The sequence below is a fragment of the Nocardioides sp. genome, from assembly GCF_964229035.1.
Taxonomy (GTDB): domain Bacteria; phylum Actinomycetota; class Actinomycetes; order Propionibacteriales; family Nocardioidaceae; genus Nocardioides.
Genome location: NZ_CAXRAZ010000043.1, coordinates 29,081 through 48,010 on the forward strand (window position 1 = coordinate 29,081; position 18,930 = coordinate 48,010).

17 protein-coding genes are annotated in these 18,930 nt (G+C 73.6%); 5 read left to right on the plus strand and 12 right to left on the minus strand.

Annotated elements, in window-relative coordinates:
• Positions 1 to 2: 2 nt before the first annotated feature.
• The 4 genes from ACERUN_RS13620 to ACERUN_RS13635 are packed head-to-tail and all read right to left on the minus strand — an operon-like array spanning position 3 to position 5,683.
• Positions 3 to 1,874: a Na+/H+ antiporter gene (locus tag ACERUN_RS13620; RefSeq protein ID WP_370290548.1), complete on the minus strand. Its 1,872-nt coding sequence runs from the start codon at positions 1,872 to 1,874 to the stop codon at positions 3 to 5.
• A 55-nt stretch (positions 1,875 to 1,929) separates the two neighbouring features.
• Positions 1,930 to 3,633, minus strand: coding sequence for a 2-succinyl-5-enolpyruvyl-6-hydroxy-3-cyclohexene-1-carboxylic-acid synthase (gene menD, locus ACERUN_RS13625; protein ID WP_370290549.1), 1,704 nt, complete (start codon positions 3,631 to 3,633; stop codon positions 1,930 to 1,932).
• Positions 3,630 to 4,589 carry an o-succinylbenzoate synthase gene (locus ACERUN_RS13630; RefSeq protein WP_370290550.1) on the minus strand — a complete coding sequence of 320 codons (960 nt, stop codon included), beginning with the start codon at positions 4,587 to 4,589 and terminating at the stop codon, positions 3,630 to 3,632. The genes menD and ACERUN_RS13630 overlap by 4 nt, the downstream gene beginning before the upstream one ends.
• On the minus strand, positions 4,586 to 5,683 hold the full coding sequence (locus tag ACERUN_RS13635) for an AMP-binding protein (protein ID WP_370290551.1): 1,098 nt from the start codon (positions 5,681 to 5,683) through the stop codon (positions 4,586 to 4,588). The genes ACERUN_RS13630 and ACERUN_RS13635 overlap by 4 nt, the downstream gene beginning before the upstream one ends.
• A gap of 37 nt (positions 5,684 to 5,720) precedes the next feature.
• Between ACERUN_RS13635 and ACERUN_RS13640 the strand changes: the two genes are divergently transcribed.
• Both ACERUN_RS13640 and ACERUN_RS13645 read left to right on the plus strand, forming a co-directional pair.
• Complete coding sequence (locus ACERUN_RS13640; protein ID WP_370290552.1) at positions 5,721 to 7,091, plus strand: MFS transporter; 1,371 nt, start codon at positions 5,721 to 5,723, stop codon at positions 7,089 to 7,091.
• Positions 7,092 to 7,157: 66 nt separating this feature from the next.
• The gene (locus ACERUN_RS13645) at positions 7,158 to 8,051 is read left to right on the plus strand and encodes a 1,4-dihydroxy-2-naphthoate polyprenyltransferase (RefSeq protein ID WP_370290553.1); all 894 of its coding nucleotides are present in this window, start codon (positions 7,158 to 7,160) and stop codon (positions 8,049 to 8,051) included.
• 16 nt (positions 8,052 to 8,067) lie between these two features.
• Here the strand turns inward: ACERUN_RS13645 and ACERUN_RS13650 are convergent, their stop codons facing one another.
• Positions 8,068 to 8,340, minus strand: coding sequence for a DUF4229 domain-containing protein (locus ACERUN_RS13650; protein WP_370290554.1), 273 nt, complete (start codon positions 8,338 to 8,340; stop codon positions 8,068 to 8,070).
• Between the two features lie 68 nt (positions 8,341 to 8,408).
• Here ACERUN_RS13650 and ACERUN_RS13655 point away from each other — a divergent pair, with 68 nt between their 5' ends.
• A complete protein-coding gene (locus ACERUN_RS13655) occupies positions 8,409 to 8,654 on the plus strand; it encodes a hypothetical protein (RefSeq protein WP_370290555.1) in 246 nt (81 codons plus the stop codon).
• Positions 8,655 to 8,893: 239 nt separating this feature from the next.
• Positions 8,894 to 9,832 carry a type IV toxin-antitoxin system AbiEi family antitoxin domain-containing protein gene (locus ACERUN_RS13660; RefSeq protein WP_370290556.1) on the plus strand — a complete coding sequence of 313 codons (939 nt, stop codon included), beginning with the start codon at positions 8,894 to 8,896 and terminating at the stop codon, positions 9,830 to 9,832.
• A gap of 122 nt (positions 9,833 to 9,954) precedes the next feature.
• Here the strand turns inward: ACERUN_RS13660 and ccsB are convergent, their stop codons facing one another.
• From ccsB to hemL, 6 genes are read right to left on the minus strand one after another with little or no spacing between them, the layout of a single operon-like run.
• Positions 9,955 to 11,019, minus strand: a complete 1,065-nt coding sequence (ccsB, locus tag ACERUN_RS13665) for a c-type cytochrome biogenesis protein CcsB (RefSeq protein WP_370290557.1) — start codon at positions 11,017 to 11,019, stop codon at positions 9,955 to 9,957.
• Complete coding sequence (locus ACERUN_RS13670; RefSeq protein WP_370290558.1) at positions 11,016 to 12,662, minus strand: cytochrome c biogenesis protein ResB; 1,647 nt, start codon at positions 12,660 to 12,662, stop codon at positions 11,016 to 11,018. Before ACERUN_RS13670 ends, ccsB begins: the two co-directional genes overlap by 4 nt.
• Positions 12,659 to 13,420: a cytochrome c biogenesis CcdA family protein gene (locus tag ACERUN_RS13675; protein WP_370290559.1), complete on the minus strand. Its 762-nt coding sequence runs from the start codon at positions 13,418 to 13,420 to the stop codon at positions 12,659 to 12,661. The genes ACERUN_RS13670 and ACERUN_RS13675 overlap by 4 nt, the downstream gene beginning before the upstream one ends.
• Positions 13,413 to 14,051 (minus strand): TlpA disulfide reductase family protein, encoded by a 639-nt coding sequence (locus tag ACERUN_RS13680; protein ID WP_370290560.1) that lies wholly within the window; start codon positions 14,049 to 14,051, stop codon positions 13,413 to 13,415. Before ACERUN_RS13680 ends, ACERUN_RS13675 begins: the two co-directional genes overlap by 8 nt.
• Positions 14,048 to 14,761, minus strand: coding sequence for a histidine phosphatase family protein (locus tag ACERUN_RS13685; protein WP_370290561.1), 714 nt, complete (start codon positions 14,759 to 14,761; stop codon positions 14,048 to 14,050). Before ACERUN_RS13685 ends, ACERUN_RS13680 begins: the two co-directional genes overlap by 4 nt.
• Positions 14,761 to 16,149 carry a glutamate-1-semialdehyde 2,1-aminomutase gene (hemL, locus tag ACERUN_RS13690; protein ID WP_370290562.1) on the minus strand — a complete coding sequence of 463 codons (1,389 nt, stop codon included), beginning with the start codon at positions 16,147 to 16,149 and terminating at the stop codon, positions 14,761 to 14,763. The genes ACERUN_RS13685 and hemL overlap by 1 nt, the downstream gene beginning before the upstream one ends.
• Positions 16,150 to 16,548: 399 nt before the next feature.
• Here hemL and ACERUN_RS13695 point away from each other — a divergent pair, with 399 nt between their 5' ends.
• Positions 16,549 to 17,781 (plus strand): lytic murein transglycosylase, encoded by a 1,233-nt coding sequence (locus ACERUN_RS13695; RefSeq protein ID WP_370290563.1) that lies wholly within the window; start codon positions 16,549 to 16,551, stop codon positions 17,779 to 17,781.
• A gap of 110 nt (positions 17,782 to 17,891) precedes the next feature.
• Here the strand turns inward: ACERUN_RS13695 and hemB are convergent, their stop codons facing one another.
• Positions 17,892 to 18,884 (minus strand): porphobilinogen synthase, encoded by a 993-nt coding sequence (hemB, locus tag ACERUN_RS13700; RefSeq protein ID WP_370290564.1) that lies wholly within the window; start codon positions 18,882 to 18,884, stop codon positions 17,892 to 17,894.
• Between the last annotated feature and the right edge of the window lie 46 nt (positions 18,885 to 18,930).

Consider the following 18,930-nt stretch of genomic DNA (forward strand, 5'->3'; position numbering starts at 1 on the left):
GCTCAGCCGGTCTGGTGGTGGACGAAGCACCAGCGCCAGTCCTCGCCCGGCTCGATGGAGCGCATGACGCGGTGCTCGGTGTCGTGGAAGTGGCGCGAGGCGTGGCGGGCCGGCGAGGAGTCGCAGCAGCCGACGTGGCCGCAGGTCAGGCACATCCGCAGCGCCACCCAGCGCGTGCCCTCGGCCAGGCAGCCGGGGCACTCCATGGCCGTGGGCGGCTCCGGGTGCTCCTGCCGGGCGGCGTCCTCGAGGTCCTCGCAGCCCTCGTGGCGGCGCACCGCCGGGGCGCTGCGCAGCTCGGCGCGGGCCGACTCCGCGGCGTCGAGCATCGACTCCTCGACGTCCAGCATCGCGAGCACCTCGCTCACGACCTCCGAGGGCACCCGACCCGAGGAGCGGATCTCGAGCACCCGCTTGCGCTCGGCCTCGATCATCTCGCCGCGCCAGCGCGAGTAGAGGTCGCTCGGGCTGACCTCGCCCTCGGTGGTGCCGAGCCGCTCCCACGCCGCGAAGCCGCGCTGCTCGACGCGGGCGACGATGAGGTCGCGCACGCCGTGGTGGTCGGGGTCGTCGCCCGAGAGCTCCTCGAGGCGGTGCAGGCCCGCCTTGCCCGCCTGCTGCAGCAGGGTCGCGCGGGCCAGCGCGTCGTCGTGCGGGTCGGGGCCCGGGACCGACAGGCGGCGGGCCAGCCACGGCAGCGTCGTGCCCTGGCCGAGCAGCGTGCCGGCCACGACGGTGAAGGCCACCAGCAGCAGCACCTCGCGGTTGGGGGTGTCCTCGGGCACCGTGAAGGCCGCCGCGAGGGTCACCACGCCGCGCATGCCCGCCCAGCCGATCAGCAGCGAGTGCCGCCACGACGTGGGCTCGCCCGTGAGGGGGTCGTCGCCGCGCACGAGCAGGTAGCGCGCCGCGAACACCCACGCGATGCGCAGCACGATGGACGCCGCCAGGGCCGCCGCGCACACGACCGCCAGCCGTGCCCCCGAGAAGCTGCTCTCGCCCACCTCCGCGAAGAGCCAGTCGGCCTGCAGGCCGATGAGGAGGAAGACGGTGTTCTCCAGGCCGTAGGCGATGGTGCGCCAGTTCATCCGCTCCGCGATGCGCGACTGGGCGCTCTGCAGCACCGGCGCCACGTGCCCCAGCAGCAGGCCCGCCACCACGACGGCCACCACGCCCGAGGCGTGCACCTCCTCGGCCAGCACGTAGGCCGCGAACGGCACGACGAGCGAGATCGCGGTGTCGAGCAGCGGATCGGCGACCTTCTTGCGCACGAAGCCGACGATCAGGAACGCCAGACCGCCGGCGAGCAGACCGCCGCCCGCGGCCACCACGAAGTCCAGCCCGATCTCCCACGCGGCCACGCCCGTGCCGAGCGCGGCGATCGCGGTGCGCAGCGCCACGAGCGCGGTCGCGTCGTTGAAGAGCGACTCGCCCTCGAGGATGGTGACGACCCGCCGCGGCAGGCCGATGCGTCGTCCGATGGCCGTGGCGGCGACCGCGTCGGGCGGGGCGACCACGGCGCCGATCGCGATCGCCAGCGCCCAGCGCAGGTCGGGGATGACCAGCTTCACGACCATGGCCACCCCGAGCGTCGTGACGACGACGAGGCCGACCGAGAGCAGCAGGATCGGGCGCCGGTTGGCGTTGAAGTCGACGAGCGAGGTGGAGATCGCCGCGGAGTACAGCAGCGGGGGCAGCAGGCCGAGCAGCACGACCTCGGGTTCGAGGCGCAGCTCGGGAACGCCCGGGACGAACGAGACGGCGACACCTACCACGACGAGCGTCAGCGGTGCGGGAACGCCGAGGCGCTCGGACGTGGCGGTGACGGTGAGCACAGCCACCGCGATCGCCACGAGGAGCAGTGCGACCTCCATGCGGATCCTCCGGTTCGTCTCGTCGGGTCAGGGCCGGGCGGAGGTGCCGGCGTCGTCAGTCTCGCGGGCCGAGGACGCCGCGCAGGGCGTCGTCCACGACGGCTGCCGCCTCCCCGGCGAGCGCGCGGATGCGGGCGTCGAGGTCACGGCGACCGCTGCGACTGAACACCGCCTCGACCACCTCGATTCCCCCGTTGGGCGAGGCGAGCGCCTGCTCGAGCTCCGGACGCGACGTCGCGCGCAGGTGCGGCACTCGCGCGGCGGCGCACAGCGAGGCCAGGTCGTGGCCGTGCGGCGTGCCGAAGAGGCGCTCGAAGGACGCCGCGTGGGCCGGCGCCCCCTGCTCGAGCACGGAGAAGATGGCGCCGCCGTCGTCGTTGGCCACGACGATCGTGAGGTCGGGGCGCGGCTCGTGCGGCCCCAGCACCAGCGCGGTCTGGTCGTGCAGGAAGGTGAGGTCGCCCATGAGGGCGAGCGATCGGCTGGACTCGCGGCCCAGCGCCGCGCCGATCGCCGTGCTCAGGGTGCCGTCGATGCCCGCCAGGCCGCGGTTGGCGATCACCCGGCGCCGCGAGCCCACCGGCGTGGGGCGCGCCATCAGGTCGAGGTCGCGGATCGGGCTGGAGGCACCCACCGTGAGGAGCCCGCCCGCCGGCAGCGCCCCGTGGACGACGCCCGCCACCGCGTAGGGGGTGAACCCCTCCCCCGCGAGCAGCGCGTCGAGGCGTCGTCCGAGGTGGCGATCGGCGTCGCGCCAGGCCGCCAGCCAGGCGGGATCGTCGGGCTCGCCGCTCCAGGCGGGCGGGGCGGGCAGCACGCGGGCGCCCGGTGGCGACACCGGCCAGGCGCCGCGGCCCGGCACGACGAGCACCTCGCGCGGCCCCGTGCCGCCCGACCCCAGCAGCCGGGTGACCGGCCGCGAGAGCGTCGGGCGACCGAACACCACGACCCGTTCGACAGCCTCCCCGAGGGCGGTGGCGAGCAGCAGCCGGTAGGTGCGCAGCGCGTGCTCGCCGGTGCGCGAGCCGCTGGAGGGCTCGGCCAGCAGCGGCCAGCCGGCGGCCTCGGCGAGACGGCGGGCGGCCGGCCCCGCGTCGTCCCCGGCCACGACGACCGTGCGGGGGCCGCGGGGCAGCTCGTCGGCGTTGGCGTCCGCGCCCGGACGCCGGGCGTCGGGTCGGGCCGCGAGCGGCGGCAGGTCGTCGAGGGTGAGGGTCGGCGGGGCTGGCGGCACCAGGGGCGCGTCGAGCTGCAGGTTGAGGTGCACCACCGCGTCGGGCGGTGCGGGCACCGCCTCCAGGGCGGCGAGGTCGGCGATGTCGTGGCTGACGACGAGGGGGCCGAAGATCCCCGCCTGGGCGGTGGTCTGGTTGGCGCCGGTGCCGCGCAGCCGCGCGGGCCGGTCGGCGGAGAGCACGATCAGTCCGACGCCGGCGTGGGTGGCCTCCAGCACGGCCGGGTGGAGGTTGGCGACCGCCGTGCCCGAGGTGGTCAGCACGGCCGCGCGCGGTCCGCCGGCCGAGCCCTTGGTGAGGCCGAGCGCGACGAACCCGGCCGTGCGCTCGTCGATGCGGGTGTGCAGCCGCACCCCGCCGGCCTCGGCCAGCGCCCACAGCGCGAGGGCGAGCGGCGCGTTGCGCGAGCCCGGACAGAGCACCACGTCGGTGACACCGGCGCGACGCAGCCACGCGAGGGTGGCCAGCGAGAGGTCGTCGGCCCGCGCCGGGGCGGGAGCGCCGTCGAGCGGCTGGGCGTTCATCGGGGCCGATCCTGCCCGACGGCGCGCACGGCGGCGAGCCGCGCCGTCCACGCCTCGACGCGGTCGGGGGCGGCCGCGAGCAGGTCGAGCTGCGCGACGTCCACGCTCGGACGACGCACCGGGAGCGCACCGTCGACGGGCAGCAGCGGGTCGGCGACCACGTCGGCGGTGAGGAGCTGCACGGTGGCCAGACCGCAGGCGTGGGGCAGCTCGGGCAGCGCGGCGGCGAGGGCGACGCCGGCCGCGATGCCGATCGAGGTCTCCAGCGCCGACGACACCACCACCGGCAGGCCGATGCGCTCGGCGATCTCGAGGCAGGCGCGCACGCCGCCGAGCGGCTGCACCTTGAGCACGGCGATGTCGGCCGCCTCGAGCTCGCGCACCCGGTAGGGGTCCTCGGCGCGACGGATCGACTCGTCGGCGGCGATCGGCACCTCGACGCGGCGGCGCACGCGGGCGAGGTCCTCGACGCTCGCGGTGGGCTGCTCGACGTACTCCAGGCCGCCGGCGGCCCGGTCCAGCGCCGCGATGGCGACGACCGCGGTCTCGACGTCCCACCCGCCGTTGGCGTCGACGCGCACCTGGCCACCGGGGCCGTCGACCTCCAGCGCATCGCGCACGGCCTCCACCCGGGCGAGGTCGTCGGCCAGGCTCTGCCCGGTCTCGGCCACCTTCACCTTCGCCGTGCGGCAGCCGCCGGCGCGCACGATCGCGTGCGCCTGCTCGGGGTCCACCGCCGGCACGGTGACGTTGACGGGCACCCGGTCGCGCACGGGCGCCGGCCAGTCGCCGTCCATCGCCTCCTCGGCGCACCGCAGCCACGCGGCCGCCTCCGCCGGCCCGTACTCCAGGAAGGGGCTCCACTCCGCCCAGCCGTGCGGCCCGCGCAGCAGCGCCGCCTCGCGCACCTGCAGGCCGCGGAAGCGCGTGCGCATCGGCACCGCCACCACCCTCATCGTCCGTCCCCCTCGCTCGTGCGGTCGCGGCCGTGCGCCTCCTCGGCGAGGCGCCGCAGCGCCCGCCGGTCGGGCTTGCCCTGCGCCATCAGCGGCACCCGGTCGACGTGGACGACGCGGCGCGGCGCCCACGCCCGGGGCAGCTCGCCGGCCACCCAGTCGCGCAGCTCCGCCAGCGACGGCGCGGGGCGCTCGGCGCGGGGTTCGACGACCGCCACCACCGCACGTCCCCACTCGGCGTCGTCCACGCCCACCACCTCGGCGGCGGCGACGTCCGGGTGGGCCTGGAGCCGGGCGGCCACCGCGGGGCCGGGCACGTTGAGTCCGCCGGAGACGATCACGTCGTCCACCCGGCCGATGACGCACAGGCGGCCGTCGGCGTCGATCGTGCCGGCGTCGGAGGTGTGGAACCAGCCGTCGCGCAGCACCGCGGCGGTCTGCTCCGGGTCGCCCGCGTAGCCGTCGAACAGCGTGGGACCGCCGATCCGGATGCGACCCCCCTCCCCCAGCGCGACGGCCACGCCGTCGAGCGGCAGCCCGTCGTAGACGCACCCGCCAGCGGTCTCGGCCGAACCGTAGGTGGCCACCACGTGGACGCCGGCCGCGGCCGCGCGCTCGCGCAGGTCGCCGGTCGGGCCGCCACCGAGCAGCACGGTGTGCGCGCGGCGCAGGGCCGCGGTCGCGGTCGGGTCCTCGAGCAGTCGGCGCAGCTGGGTGGGCACGAGGGAGATCGACCAGCCGTCGCCGTCGGGCCAGCCGTCGCGCTCGAGCAGCACCGGCTCGTGCCCGGCCGCGAGCGAGCGCGCGAGCACCTGCAGCCCGGCCACGAAGGTGGGCGGGAGCGCCAGCACCCACGGTCCGCTCGCCTCGGCTCCCCGCACCTGCGCGAGCCGGGCGGCCGAGGCCCGCACCGAGGCCAGCACCGCGTTCCGGCCGAGGACGACGCGCTTCGGCGCGCCCGTGGAGCCGGAGGTCTCGACGACCAGGCGGGGCGGGTCGTCGTCCTCGGTGGCGGGGGCGTCGAGCCAGCGGCGGAGGTCGTCGACGACGCGCCCCGCGTCGCCGCGCACCGTCCACCACTCCCGCGCCTGCACCTTGCAGACGGTAGTGGGCTCGGTGAAGATGGCGGGGATGAGTTCTGTCTCGGGGGCAGGACGACCGGATCGGGCCGGTCGACTGCGTCGCCTCGTGCCACCGACCCCGATCGCGCGCCGCCTGTCCGCGCAGTCCCTGCTCTTCGCCACCGGCGACGGGGCCTTCGTGACCGCGAGCGCGGTCTTCCTCACCCAGGTGGTCGGCCTGTCGGCGGCCCAGGTCGGGCTCGCCCTGACCATCGCCGGCGTCGCCGAGCTGGCGCTGGCCTATCCGGCCGGGCGCCTCGTCGACCGCGTGGGGCCCCAGCGGATGTGGGCGATCACCGCGACCCTGCGCACGGGCTGCTTCGTCGCGCTCCCGTTCGTCGGATCCTTCGCCGCCTACGTGCTGCTCGCGCTCGCCTTCTCGCTCCTCGACACCACGGGCAAGTCCGCCAACCGCGCCTACGTCATCGACGTCCTCGCCCCAGCGGAGCGGATCCGCACCCAGGCCCACCTCTACTCCGCGCTCAATCTCGGCTTCACCCTCGGCGCCCTCATCGGCGGCATCGCGCTCGCGGCGGGCGGTGAGGCCGTGCGCTGGGCGCCCCTGCTCTCCGCGGTGCTGCTGGCCGCGAACGCCGTCTGCATCGCGCGGCTGCCGCGCGCTCCCCACGACCTCCGTGCCACCCAGCGGGCGCCTCGCGAGAAGCCGGCCGGCCCCGGCCCGCTGCGCAATCCCGGGTGGCGGCTCACCAGCTTCTTCATGGGTGTGATCTCCACCCACCAGGTGCTCCTCAAGGTCGTCATCCCGCTCTGGCTGGTCGAGGCCACCGACGCCCCCCACGTGCTCCTCGCCTGGCTCTACGCCACCAACACGGTGCTCTGCATCCTGCTGCCGGCGATCACCTCCCGGGGTGTGCGCACCCTCGACGACGCCCTGCGCTACCTGCGCTGGTCGGGCGCCTTCTTCCTCGCCGCCTGCCTCGTCACCGCCGCCACGCACTCGACCGTCGGCCTGAGCACCGTCGCGCTCGTGTGGCTCGGCCACCTCGCCGTCACGGGCGCCGAGCTCGCGTCGTCCGCGGCGATGTGGTCACTGCAGAGCGAGCTGATGGAGCCGACCCGGCGCGGGGAGTACCAGGGGGTCCAGGAGATCTTCGGCGGGCTGGGCAGCCGCTGGGCGCCGGCGCTCTTCACCTTCCTCGCGATCGAGCGGGGGGCTGCTGGGTGGCTCGTGATCGCCGTCATCGTCGTCATCGCCACCGTCGGCGTGCACCCGTCGGCACGGGCGGCCCAACGCTTCGCGCGCCGGCACTGGGCAGCGGATGCCGACCCGGCGCTCCCGCCTCCCGCGACGGCGCCGGCCGCCGTCGTCCCGGAGGAGCCGCGGATGACCGGGCGCCTGTCGTCGTCGCGGCGCGGGTGAGCCCCGGCCGCCGGCCGCTCACCCCGACCGGGCGGGATACCCCCCGACCTGCTTGAATCGTGAGTCATGGCCACTCCCGCCCACTGGCTCGCCGGCGCCCGGCCCCGCACGCTGCCCGCCGCCCTGGCCCCGGTGGTGGCCGGCACGGCCCTCGCGGTCCACGCCGATGCCGCCGTGTGGTGGAAGGCGCTGCTCGCCCTGGTCGTCAGCCTGGCCCTCCAGGTGGGCGTGAATTACGCCAACGACTACTCCGACGGCATCCGCGGCACCGACGACGACCGTGTCGGCCCGCTGCGCCTCGTCGGATCCGGCCTGGCGCGCCCCGGGCAGGTCAAGGCCGCCGCCTTCGCCAGCTTCGGCGTCGCGGCGGCGGCGGGGCTCGTCCTGGCCGCCACCACCTCGTGGTGGCTCGTCGCGGTGGGGGCGCTCGCCGTCCTCGCGGCCTGGTACTACACCGGCGGCTCCACGCCCTACGGCTACCTCGGGCTGGGCGAGGTGATGGTGTTCGTCTTCTTCGGCCTCGTGGCCGTGATGGGCACGACCTACGTGCAGACGCAGGCCTGGGGCGAGGTCGGGTGGGCCTCGTTCGCGGCCGGCACCGGTGTCGGCGCGCTCGCCTGCGCGATCCTCGTGGCCAACAACCTGCGCGACGTGCCCACCGACCGCCTGGCCGGGAAGATGACGCTCGCCGTGCGCCTGGGCGACGCCCGAACCCGGACGTTCTACACGCTGCTCGTCGTCCTCGCCGCGGCCGCCGTGGTGGCGGTGGCCGCCCTCACCGCGTGGTGGGCCCTGCTGGGCCTGGCGTTCCTGGTGCCCGCTGCCGACGGCCTGCGGATCGTGCGCGGCGGGGCGCAGGGACCCGCGCTGATCCCGGTGCTGCAGAAGACCGGCGTGGCCGAGCTCGCCTGGGCGGTGCTCACCGGCGCGGGACTCGTGATCGCGCGACTGGTGGGCTGATCCGCCCCGCGGCGGCTCAGTCCTCCTCGGCGTCCTCGCGCGAGCGCATCTCCTCGTAGCGCTCGGTGATGCGCCCCGCGCGCGCCTCGACGCGCTGCGCGAACGCCATGCGCTGGCGCTTGAGGAGCACGTAGGACGCCGCGCCGCTGAGGATGAACGACAGCACCAGCACGACGAGGAGGTTCACCGAGTCCGAGCTCGAGACGAAGTCGAAGATGCCGAGCACGACGAGGAACGAGCCGACGAAGACGAGCAGCCGCAACCCGGTGTAGATCCAGAACTCCTTCACCCCACCAGCCTAGGCGGTGGCGCGGCACCGCCGGTCGCGGGCGACCACGTGCCGCCTAATCTGGACGTGTGAAGCTCCTGCTCGTCGTCCTCCTCTTCGCAGTGGTCGTCTACGTCGCGACCCGCCTGCTGCAGGAACGCGGCCAGGGCGGCACCGGTGGCACCCCCTCGCTGCGTCGTCCCTCGCGTCCCGGCCCTCCCACCCGTCCCGTCGCCCCCGATGACGACGAGACCTTCCTGCGCGACCTCGACTGGAAGCGTCGTCAACAGCAGCGCCGCAAGCCCCAACCCCCCGACTCCCCCGGCGACGCCTGAGCGGGCGGCCGCCGGCGGCGGATTCACCGGCCGGCCGGTGAATCTGGCACCTGGACGACGGAGTTCCGTCGTCCACGTGCCAGATTCGTCGTCCGAGTCGTCGTGGAGCAACCGCGCGGACGACCCACGCGTCACAGCAGACGCCGGTCCACATCCACAGCAGCCAGCTGGCTCGCGGTCGTCCACAGCCTGGAGAGGCACGGCGCCGACCTGACCACCGAACGGGCCAGCATCGGCGCATGGACCTCAAAGAGTTCTCCGACGAGAACGGGATCATCCTGCGCCGCCATCTCGTGGCACTGGGCATCGACGACAAGGTGATCAGACGGGCGATCGACAGCGGCCGGATCGTTCGGCTCCGCGCCGGCGCCTACGCACTCGCGGGCGTCTGGGACGCTGCCGACGCGATCGGCCGGCACCGGCTGATCGCGGCGGCGGTGCGGCTCGTCTACGACGAAGATGTCGCGCTATCGCACGTCAGCGCCTGCCTCGAGTACGGCGCGCCCACGTGGGGGATGGACTTGAGCCGAGTCCACCTCACCAGCCTCGAAGGACGCGGCGAGCGCACGGCGGCGGGCATCGTGCATCACCGCGGAGGCTGCGGCGTCCTCGACATCACGCGCGACGGGCAGGGCTGGATCACCGCGCCCACCCGGACCGCGCTCGACACCGCGAGCCACCTGCCCCAGGAGCCGGCCGTCGTCCTCCTCGACTGGTTCCTGCACGAGGGCCTCACCACGAAGGACGAGCTCGAGATCGGCCGCGCGTCGATGCACCGCTGGCCCGACTCGCTGGCCCTTCGACGATCCGTTCAGCTGGCCGACGGCTCCGCGGAGTCGGTCGGAGAGTCCCGATTCCGGCTGATGTGCCGCAGGTACGGCCTCCCCGCGCCGTTCGCGCAGTACGAGATCCATCACCCGAACGGGCGACTGGCCGGTCGAGTCGACTTCGCCTGGCCCGAGCACCGGCTCATCGTCGAGTTCGACGGCCGCGAGAAGTACCGGCGGTTCCGGCGTCCGGGAGAGAGCCTCGAGGAGGCGATCATGCGAGAGAAGGACCGCGAGGACCTCCTGCGCGAGCTGACCGGCTGGCGCGTCATCCGCATCACCTGGGCCGACCTGGCGCGCCCTGCCGAGACCATCGCTCGACTGCGTCGCGCTCTCGGCGTGGCGGCATGAGCAGGGACGTCGCCCGCGCGGTCGACCTGGCCGACAAAACCAGCACGTGGACGACGGAGTTCCGTCGTCCACGTGCCAGATTCACCGGCCGGCCGGGGAATCTGCCACCGGCGGCCGCCCGCTCAGGCCCGCGTCACCACCGGCGCGTCGACGACGCGCTCGACGGCGTAGGAGTGCTGGCTGGTCGTGGAGAAGTAGTTGATGCCGATGAAGTTGAACCACAGCGTGCCGAGACCCACGAGGGCGAGCATGGCGGCCTTGCGGCCCTTCCAGCCGGCGGTGGCGCGGGCGTGGAGGTAGCCCGCGTAGACGACCCAGGTGATGAACGCCCACACCTCCTTGGGGTCCCAGTTCCAGTAGCGCGACCACGCCTCGTGGGCCCAGATGGGGCCGGTGATGAGCACGGCGAAGGTCCACACCGGGAAGGCGAAGGCGTGCACGCGGTAGGCCAGGCGGTCGAGGGCGGGCAGCTCGGGCACGCGGGCGAGCCAGCCGGTGAGCTGCGTGCCGGCGGCAGCGGCCTTCTTCTCCGCCCGCGAGCGCACGAGGTACATCACCGAGGCGATGCCGCCGATGGTGAAGGCGCCGGTGGCGATGACGGCCGAGACGACGTGGATGACGAGCCACGGCGAGTTGAGGGCCTCGGTGAGCGGCGCCACCGAGTCGTGCAGCCAGATCACGGCCACCATGAGCGTGGCGGTGACGAAGGTGACCACCAGCGGGCCCATCCAGCCGAGCTGGTAGCGGCGGTAGAGCGCGAGGAAGGTGAGGGTCACCACGAACGTGCCCGAGATCGTGAACTCGTACATGTTGCCCCAGGGCACGCGGTTGGGGTCGGCGGCCATGCCGCGCCCCACCAGCGCCACGAAGTGGACGACGCACGCGATCGTCGTCAGCAGCACACCCAGGCGCCCCAGGAAGTCGGCGCGCCCGGCCCGCTCCTCGGCCACCGAGGACGACGCGCCGGCACCGCCCGCGGCACCGCCGGAGGTCACGGACCCGCCCGCGGCGGCCCCCACGAGCTCACGCTCGGGCGCGGCCTCGGCGTCCTTGACGGCTGCAGCGCCGCCCCTGACCTGTCGCAGCGACGCCCATTCGGCCAGGTAGACCAGCAGGGCGATGAAGTAGACCAGCCCGGCCATGGCGATGGCCTGGTTGCTCACGTTCTCCCACGCGGTGTTGCTCACTTCGGTGCCTCCTGCAGTTGCTCGAGCAGGTCGGCGAGCACCTGGTCGGTGTCGCCGTTGCCGGAGCGGTCGAGTACGGCGACCTCGACACGAGTGCCGCCGCTGTTCTCCATTGTGCCGTCCGCATCCCGAGCGGGATCCGGGTCCGGTCCTGCGCCCGCGGCCCCTGTGGCGGGGGCCACGCGCACCCACACGCGGCGCGGCCGCACGAACAGCGAGCCGCACAACCCGATCAGCGCGAGGACGACGCCCGCGAGCGCCACCTCCTTGCCGGGGGTCTGACTGATCTGCACCCGGATCCACGGCTCGACGCGCTCGAACGTGACCGTTCCGAGCCCGTTCGGCAGCACGCGGGTGTCACCGGGCTGCATGTCGAGGCGGAAGGGCTTGCCGTCGTCCTTCAGCACGGGCTTGGCCCGCGACTTGTCGAGCACGTACACCGACTGCGAGCGACCGCTCTCGTAGCCGAGGTCGCCGGTGTAGGCGAGCATCGACAGCGTCGGGTTGAGGTCGTCGCCGAAGACGGTGACGGGGTTGCCGTCGACGAGGTCGAAGGTCGGGTAGAACAGGCCCTCCAGGCCGAGCTGCGGCTGCACCGTGGGCGGCTTGACGACGCCGAACGACAAGAACGTGGCGTCCTGCGGCAGGAAGACGGTGGGGCCGGTGTAGGTGACCTCGCCCTTGGCGTCGCGCACCGTGATGATCGGGGCGTAGCCGTGGCCGATGAGGAAGACGTCGGTGCCGTCGAGGTTCAGCGGGTGGTTGACACGCAGGTCGTAGCGCTGGGTCGGGCCGCCGTCCACGTTGTACTCGAGGCCGGCGTTGAACTTGCGCGCCTGCCCGGCACGCGGGCCCTCCTTGAGCCAGTCGACGCTGAAGGTGTCGACCTTGAAGCGGAAGTCCTTCATCTGGCCCTGGCGGAACAGACCGCCGGGCTTGAAGTCGTCGTACTGGGTGAGGTTGTTGCTGAACGACTGGCCCTGCACCACGATCACGCCGCCCTGGTAGCCGAAGAGGCTGCCGAGGGCGAAGCCGGCCAGCACGATGAGCACCGAGAGGTGGAAGAGCAGGTTGCCGGCCTCGCGCAGCCGGCCGCGCTCGCCGGCGACGAAGTCGTCGCCGGGCTCGGCCACCCGCAGGCGGTAGCGCCTGCCCAGCACGCGGCGGGCGTGGGCCAGCGCCTCCTCCGGCGTCGAGGACGACGTGTAGCTGGCGTGCACGGGCAACCGGTCGAGGCGCTGGGGGGCGCGCGGCGGTGCCGCGTTCCACGCCTTCGCGTAGACGAACAGCCGCGGAACGATGCAGCCGACGAGCGAGATCACGAGCAGCAGGTAGATCGCGGAGAACCACGGCGAGCTGTACACCGAGAACAGGTCGAGCTTCTCGTAGATCGGCGTCAACTGGGGGTGCCTGTCCTTCCAGCGCGTGACGGCGAGCGAGTCGACGTCCTGCTGCGGGATGACCGAGCCGGGGATGGCGGCGAGGGCGAGCAGCAGCAGGAGCAGCAGCGCCGTGCGCATGGAGGTGACCTGGCGCCACACCCAGCGCAGCAGCTCCCGCGCGGTGAGCTCTCCGGGGCGACGCTCGCCGCGGCGCGGGTCGGGAGCGGGGGCCTGCGGGGGTGTCTCGACGTCGGTGCTCACACACTCACCTCGAACTCACTGACGAGCTGCAGCTGCAGCCACTGCACGATCTGGTCCCACCAGCCGGTGAGCATGAGCACGCCGATGGTCACGAGCATGAGCCCGCCGGCGCGCATGACCCACTTCTGGTGACGTCGCACCCAGCCGGTGACGCCGAGGGTGCGGCGATAGGCCAGGGCAGCCACGATGAAGGGGATGCCCAGACCGAGCGCGTAGAACAGGGAGAGCAGCGCCCCGCGCATGGCGGTGGCGTCGACGTAGGTGAGGCTGACGATCGCGCCGTAGGTGGGGCCGATGCACGGCTGCCAGCCGATCGCGAACAGCGCGCCGATGAGGGGCGCGGCCCCCAGACCGACGGCGGGGATGCGGTGGATGCGCCACTCGCGCTGCAGGAAGGGCAGGGCGCCAGCGAACACAAGACCGAGCACGATGAGCAGCACCCCGAGCACGACCTGCACCTGGCTCTGCCAGCTGCGCAGCTCGGCACCCACCGAGCCGAAGGCCGCCCCGATGAGCACGAAGACCACCGCGAAGCCAAGCACGAAGAGCAGCGAGCCCGCCAGCATCCGCCCGCGGCGGCGGCTGGCCTCGCCGGCGGCGAGGTCGGCGCCGGACAGGCCGGTGGCGTAGGAGAGGTAGCCGGGCAGCAGCGGCAGCACGCAGGGGGAGAAGAACGAGACGAGTCCGGCGAACATCGCCACCGGCACGGCTAGTCCGAGCGATCCGACCGACGCCTGCTGGCTGAACCACTCACCCATCGGCAGGGCTCCCGCTGTCGGAGGGACTCGCGGGCGCTCCCCCGCCGCCCTCGGCCAGCACGTCGTCCACGACGGTGGTGAGGGTGGTGCGCGAGGGGATGGCGCCGTTGATGAGGGCCGCCACCCGACCTTCGCGGTCGAGCACGATCGTGGCCGGCGGCGCGTAGGGCGCGTAGCGACCCAGCGCGCGCAGGGTGTCGCTGCCGGGGTCGTAGAGCGAGGGGTAGTCGACGCCGCGGTCACGCTCGAACGCAGCGGCGTTCTCGGGGGCGAGATCGCGGATGTTGATGCCCACGAACGACACCTGACCCGGCTGGTTCTCCTGGTAGCCCTTCTCGGCCTCGACGAGCATCGGCATCTCGGTGCGGCACGGTCCGCAGCCCGACCACCACACGTTGAGGACGACGACCTGCCCGCGCAGGTCGGCCAGGTCGAGCGCCTCGCCCTGCACCGTCTTGCCGGCGATGTCGACGACGTCGCCGCGGTCCTTGGCGCCGACCTCGACGACCGGGCCGTCGCCGGCGACGTACTCGAGGTCGCCGGTGCTGCCGACGTCGGAGCACGCCGACGCCACCAGCACGACCGCGACCAGCACGGCCAGCAGGGCGGGGAGCCGACGCGCGCGGCTCACAGGACCGGTGTCCCGTCGGGGCGGTTCTCCTCGGGGGCGTCGCCGGCCGAGAACGGCGCCGCGAGGTCGCGCACGGGGATGAGGTCGATCGCGGGCTCGGCGTACGAGATCCGCACGAGCTCCTCGCCGGCGAAGCCGAAGGAGGTGATCGAGCACAGCGTGCACTGGCGCTTGCGCGGATCGTGCAGGAACGATCGCTTCTCGGCGGCCAGGCGCGTCGTCCAGATCGGCAGCTGGTGCGAGACGAGCACGGCCTCGTGGCCCTGCGCGTCGCGGCGGGCGTCGTGCACCGCGGCCATCATCCGCTCGACGATCGCGCGGTACGGCTCGCCCCACGACGGCGTGAAGGGGTTGTAGAGGTGACGCCACAGCAGCGGGTTGCGCAGCGCGTTGTTGCCCTTGCCGAACGGCTTGCCCTCGAAGACGTTCTCCGACTCCAGCACGCGGTCCTCGCGGCCGACCTCGAGGCCGAGTGCTGCGGCGAGCGGAGCGGCGGTCTCGCGGGCCCGCTCGAGCGGCGAGGAGCGCAGCACCGTGATGTCGCGCGAACCGAGGTGGGTGGCGACCCGATCAGCCATCGCGCGGCCGCGCTCGGACAGGTGGAAGCCGTCGCGGCGGCCGTAGAGGATGCCCTCGGGGTTGTGCACCTCGCCGTGGCGCACGAGGTGCACGGTGGTGTCGACCGCGCCGGTCGCGGCGTGAGTGCCCATCAGACCGCTTCCCCGGCCGCACCGCCACGGGCGGCGATGGCGGCCGCGGTGACCTTGGCCGCCTCCGGCAGCGCGGCGAGCACGTGGTCGACGGCGGCGTCGTCGTGCGAGGCCGAGACGAACCAGGCCTCGTAGGCCGAGGGCGGCAGGTGGACGCCGCGGTCGAGCATCGCGTGGAAGAACGTGCCGTAGGCGGCGGCGTCAGTGCGCTGGGCGCCTGTGAAGTCGACGACCGGCTCGTCGGTGAGGAACACCGAGAACATCGATCCGGTCGACTGGACGACGTGCGGCAGACCCGCCGCGGAGAACGCCTCGGCCACACCCGCGCGCAGGGCGTCGGCCACGACGTCCAGGCGCGCGTAGACCTCGTCGGTGGCGTTGCGCAGCGTGGCCAGACCAGCGGCGGTGGCCACGGGGTTACCCGAGAGCGTGCCCGCCTGGTAAACCGGACCCTCCGGCGCGAGGTGCGCCATCACGTCGGCGCGACCGCCGAACGCAGCGGCCGGGAAGCCGCCGCCCATGACCTTGCCGTAGGTGACCAGGTCGGGCTTCCAGCCCTCGAGGGCGCCGTCGGTGCCCCACTGGCCCGAGCGCGAGACCCGGAAGCCGGTCATCACCTCGTCGCTGATCATCAGCGCGCCGTGGGCGCGGCAGGTCTCGGCGAGGAAGGCGTTGAAGCCCGGCAGCGGCGGGACGACGCCCATGTTGCCGGCCGCCGCCTCGGTGATCACGCACGCGATCCGGTCGCCGTGCTCGGCGAACGCGGCGGTGACGGCGTCGCGGTCGTTGTAGGGCAGGACGAGTGTGAGCTCGGTGGAGCTTGCCGGGACGCCGGGGGTGCCGGGCAGCGAGAAGGTCGTGAGGCCGGAGCCCGCCGCGGCGAGCAGGGAGTCCACGTGGCCGTGGTAGCAGCCGGCGAACTTGACCACGACGTCGCGGCCGGTGAAGCCGCGGGCCAGGCGGATGGCCGACATGGTGGCCTCGGTGCCCGACGACACCAGGCGCGCCTGCTCGACCGGGGTGCGCCCGACGATCTCCTCCACCAGCGCGACCTCGCCCTCGGTGGGCGTGCCGTAGGACGAGCCGCGACCGACCGCGTCGCGCACGGCCTCGACGACGGCCGGGTGGGCGTGGCCGAGGAGCATCGGGCCCCACGAGCAGATGAGGTCGACGTAGGTCGTGCCGTCGACGTCGGTGAGCCAGGGCCCCTGGGCCGAGCGGATGAAGCGCGGCGTGCCGCCGACCGCGTTGAACGCGCGCACCGGCGAGTTGACGCCGCCCGGGGTCACCGCGCGGGCGCGGGCGAACAGGGCTTCGGAGGCCGCGGTCCCGGGAGCGGCGCCGGCGTCGCGGTCGGCGCCGGGGGTGGACGAACCGGAGACAGTCACGTTCCCATTCTCCCCGATCGACCCCAGCCCCCGAGCATCGCGGCGGCGCTGGTGACCTGCGTACGCGCGCGAGCGGCTCGCGGACTCAGTCACGTATCAGTGGCCGTTCAGTCGTCTCTCAGCAAACCGCCGCTCACCGGCGCCTCATCACGGCCGTCGCGAGCGTGGGCGGGCGTCGTCCGCGCCTCCGTGAGGTGCCCACCCTGTGATCTCAACCATGTGACAGGCATAACGAGGTGTGGGACCATTCGTTGACCCGGTGTCGCACTCGTTGCGTCGCCCCCGAGGCGTCGCCACCTGGCGGCATGCTCGGGTGGGACGCGGAGGGAGCGGCCCGCATCAACGCGACGGCCCCGCACCGGGGCTCAGGGGAGAGAGAACCACATGACGAGGAAGCGTTTGGGGAAGCTGCAGCGCGCGGCGACCATCATTCCGCTCGCCCTGCTGTCTGCGGCATGGACGGCCGGCGTGGCCGGGATCGGTGGCCCCGCGTCGCCGGTCGCGGCGAGCGAGGGTCCGGGCCAGGTCACCGACGGCACCAGCGTGCCCACGGACTCGATCGACGACCCCGCCAGCCTCTCCGACCCCGCGTCGGTCGACGGCAGCGACGGCAACACCGCCGGCATCGTCTCCGCGTCGTCCACGAACGCCATCCCGGCCGCCGCGCTCGCCGCCTACCAGCGTGCCGAGACGGTCATCAACTCCGCCGACGCCTCCTGCAACATCACCTGGCAGCTCATCGCCGCCATCGGTCGCGTCGAGTCCGACCACGGCCGCTTCGGCGGCAACGTGCTCAACGACGACGGCGTGGCCACTCCGGGCATCTACGGCCCCGAGCTGAACGGCAAGAACGGCACCAAGGCCATCTCCGACACCGACGCCGGCGTCTACGACAACGACACCGAGTTCGACCGCGCCGTCGGCCCGATGCAGTTCATCCCCTCGACGTGGCAGGTCGTGGGTGTGGACGCCGACGACGACGCCGCGCGCAACCCGCAGGACATCGACGACGCCGCGCTCGCCGCCGCCGTCTACCTCTGCTCCGGCGACGGCGACCTGTCCACCGTGGTGGGCCAGCGCGCCGCGATCTACCGCTACAACAACAGCCAGGCCTACGTCGACCTCGTGCTGCGCATCATGAACGCCTACCTCGAGGGCGACTACACCTCGGCCCCGAACAACACCACGGCGGCCGGCTACATCGTCCCCGACCCGCCGAGCTTCGTCGTCCGCGGCCCCAAGCCCGTGCGTGGCGGCTCCGGCAACGGCGGCGGCAGCAGCACCGGCGGCGGCACGTCCTCGCCCGCCGCTCCCGGCACGGGCGGCGGCTCGACCGGCGGCGGTTCCAACGGCGGCGGCACCGACAACGGTGGCGGCACCGGAGGCGGCAACGGTGGTGGCACCGGTGGCGGCACTCCCACCCCGGCGCTCCCCGACCTCCCCAAGGCCGTCGAGGACACCGTGAAGACCGTCGACGAGGGCGTGGGCGCCGTGACGTCCGGCCTCATCAGCGGCGTGCTCGGCCTGCTCGCCCCGGCCGACGCCCCGCAGAAGTGCGCCGCGGCCTACCCGAAGCTCACGCAGACCCTCGACCTGCTCAACTGCCTGCTGAGCTACGGCATCAAGAAGTGACGCGCTAGTCGCGATCCACGATCGACGCAGGAGGCCCCGGACCACACGGTCCGGGGCCTCCTGCGTTCTGCGTTCGTGGGGGCTCGACTCAGCGCAGACTCAGCGCAGGCTCACCGCAGCCAGCGCGCCGCCTCGACCGCCCAGTAGGTGAGGATGACGTCGGCGCCCGCGCGTCGGATCGCGGTCAGGGTCTCCAGGATCGCGGGTTCGCGCTCGATCCATCCCTGCGCAGCGGCCGCCTCGACCATGGAGTACTCCCCGGAGATGTTGTAGGCGGCTACCGGCACCCCCTGCTCGGCGGCGAGATCGGCGATGCGACGCAGCACGTCGAGGTAGGCCAGGGCCGGCTTCACCATGACGATGTCGGCACCCTCGTCGATGTCGAGCAGCACCTCGCGTACGCTCTCGCGCGCGTTGCGCGCGTCCTGCTGGTAGGTGCGCCGATCACCCTGGAGCGCACTGTCGACGGCCTCGCGGAAGGGACCGTAGAAGGCCGAGGCGTACTTCGCCGAGTAGGCGAGGATCGCGGTGTCGAGGTGACCGGCGGCGTCGAGGGCCTCGCGGATGACCGCGACCTGCCCGTCCATCATGCCGCTCGGGCCGACGACGGCCGCGCCCGCCTCGGCCTGGGCCAGCGCCATGTCGGCGTAGCGCTGCAACGTGGCGTCGTTGTCGATGTGGCCCCGCTCGTCGAGCACGCCGCAGTGACCGTGGTCGGTGAACTCGTCGAGGCACAGGTCGCTCATCACGACGAGGTCGTCGCCCACCTCGGCCGCCACGTCGGCGATGGCGAGGTTGAGGATGCCGTCGGGGTCCGTGGCGCCGGAACCCACGGCGTCCTTCGTGGTCGGCACGCCGAAAAGCATCAGCCCGCGCACCCCGGCCTCGACCGCCTCGACGGCCGCGCGCCGCAGCGAGTCGCGCGAGTGCTGGACGACGCCCGGCATGGAGCTGATCGGCACCGGCTCGCTCGCCCCCTCGCGCACGAAGGCGGGCAGCACCAGCTGGCCGGGACGCAGCGTGGTCTCGGCCACCAGCTCGCGCAGGGCCGGTGTGCGCCGCAACCGGCGCGGGCGGACGACGGGTCGCTCGAAGTCGCTCACCCGTCCACCCTAGTCATGGGCCCGCAGCCGCGTGTAACTACGTGTT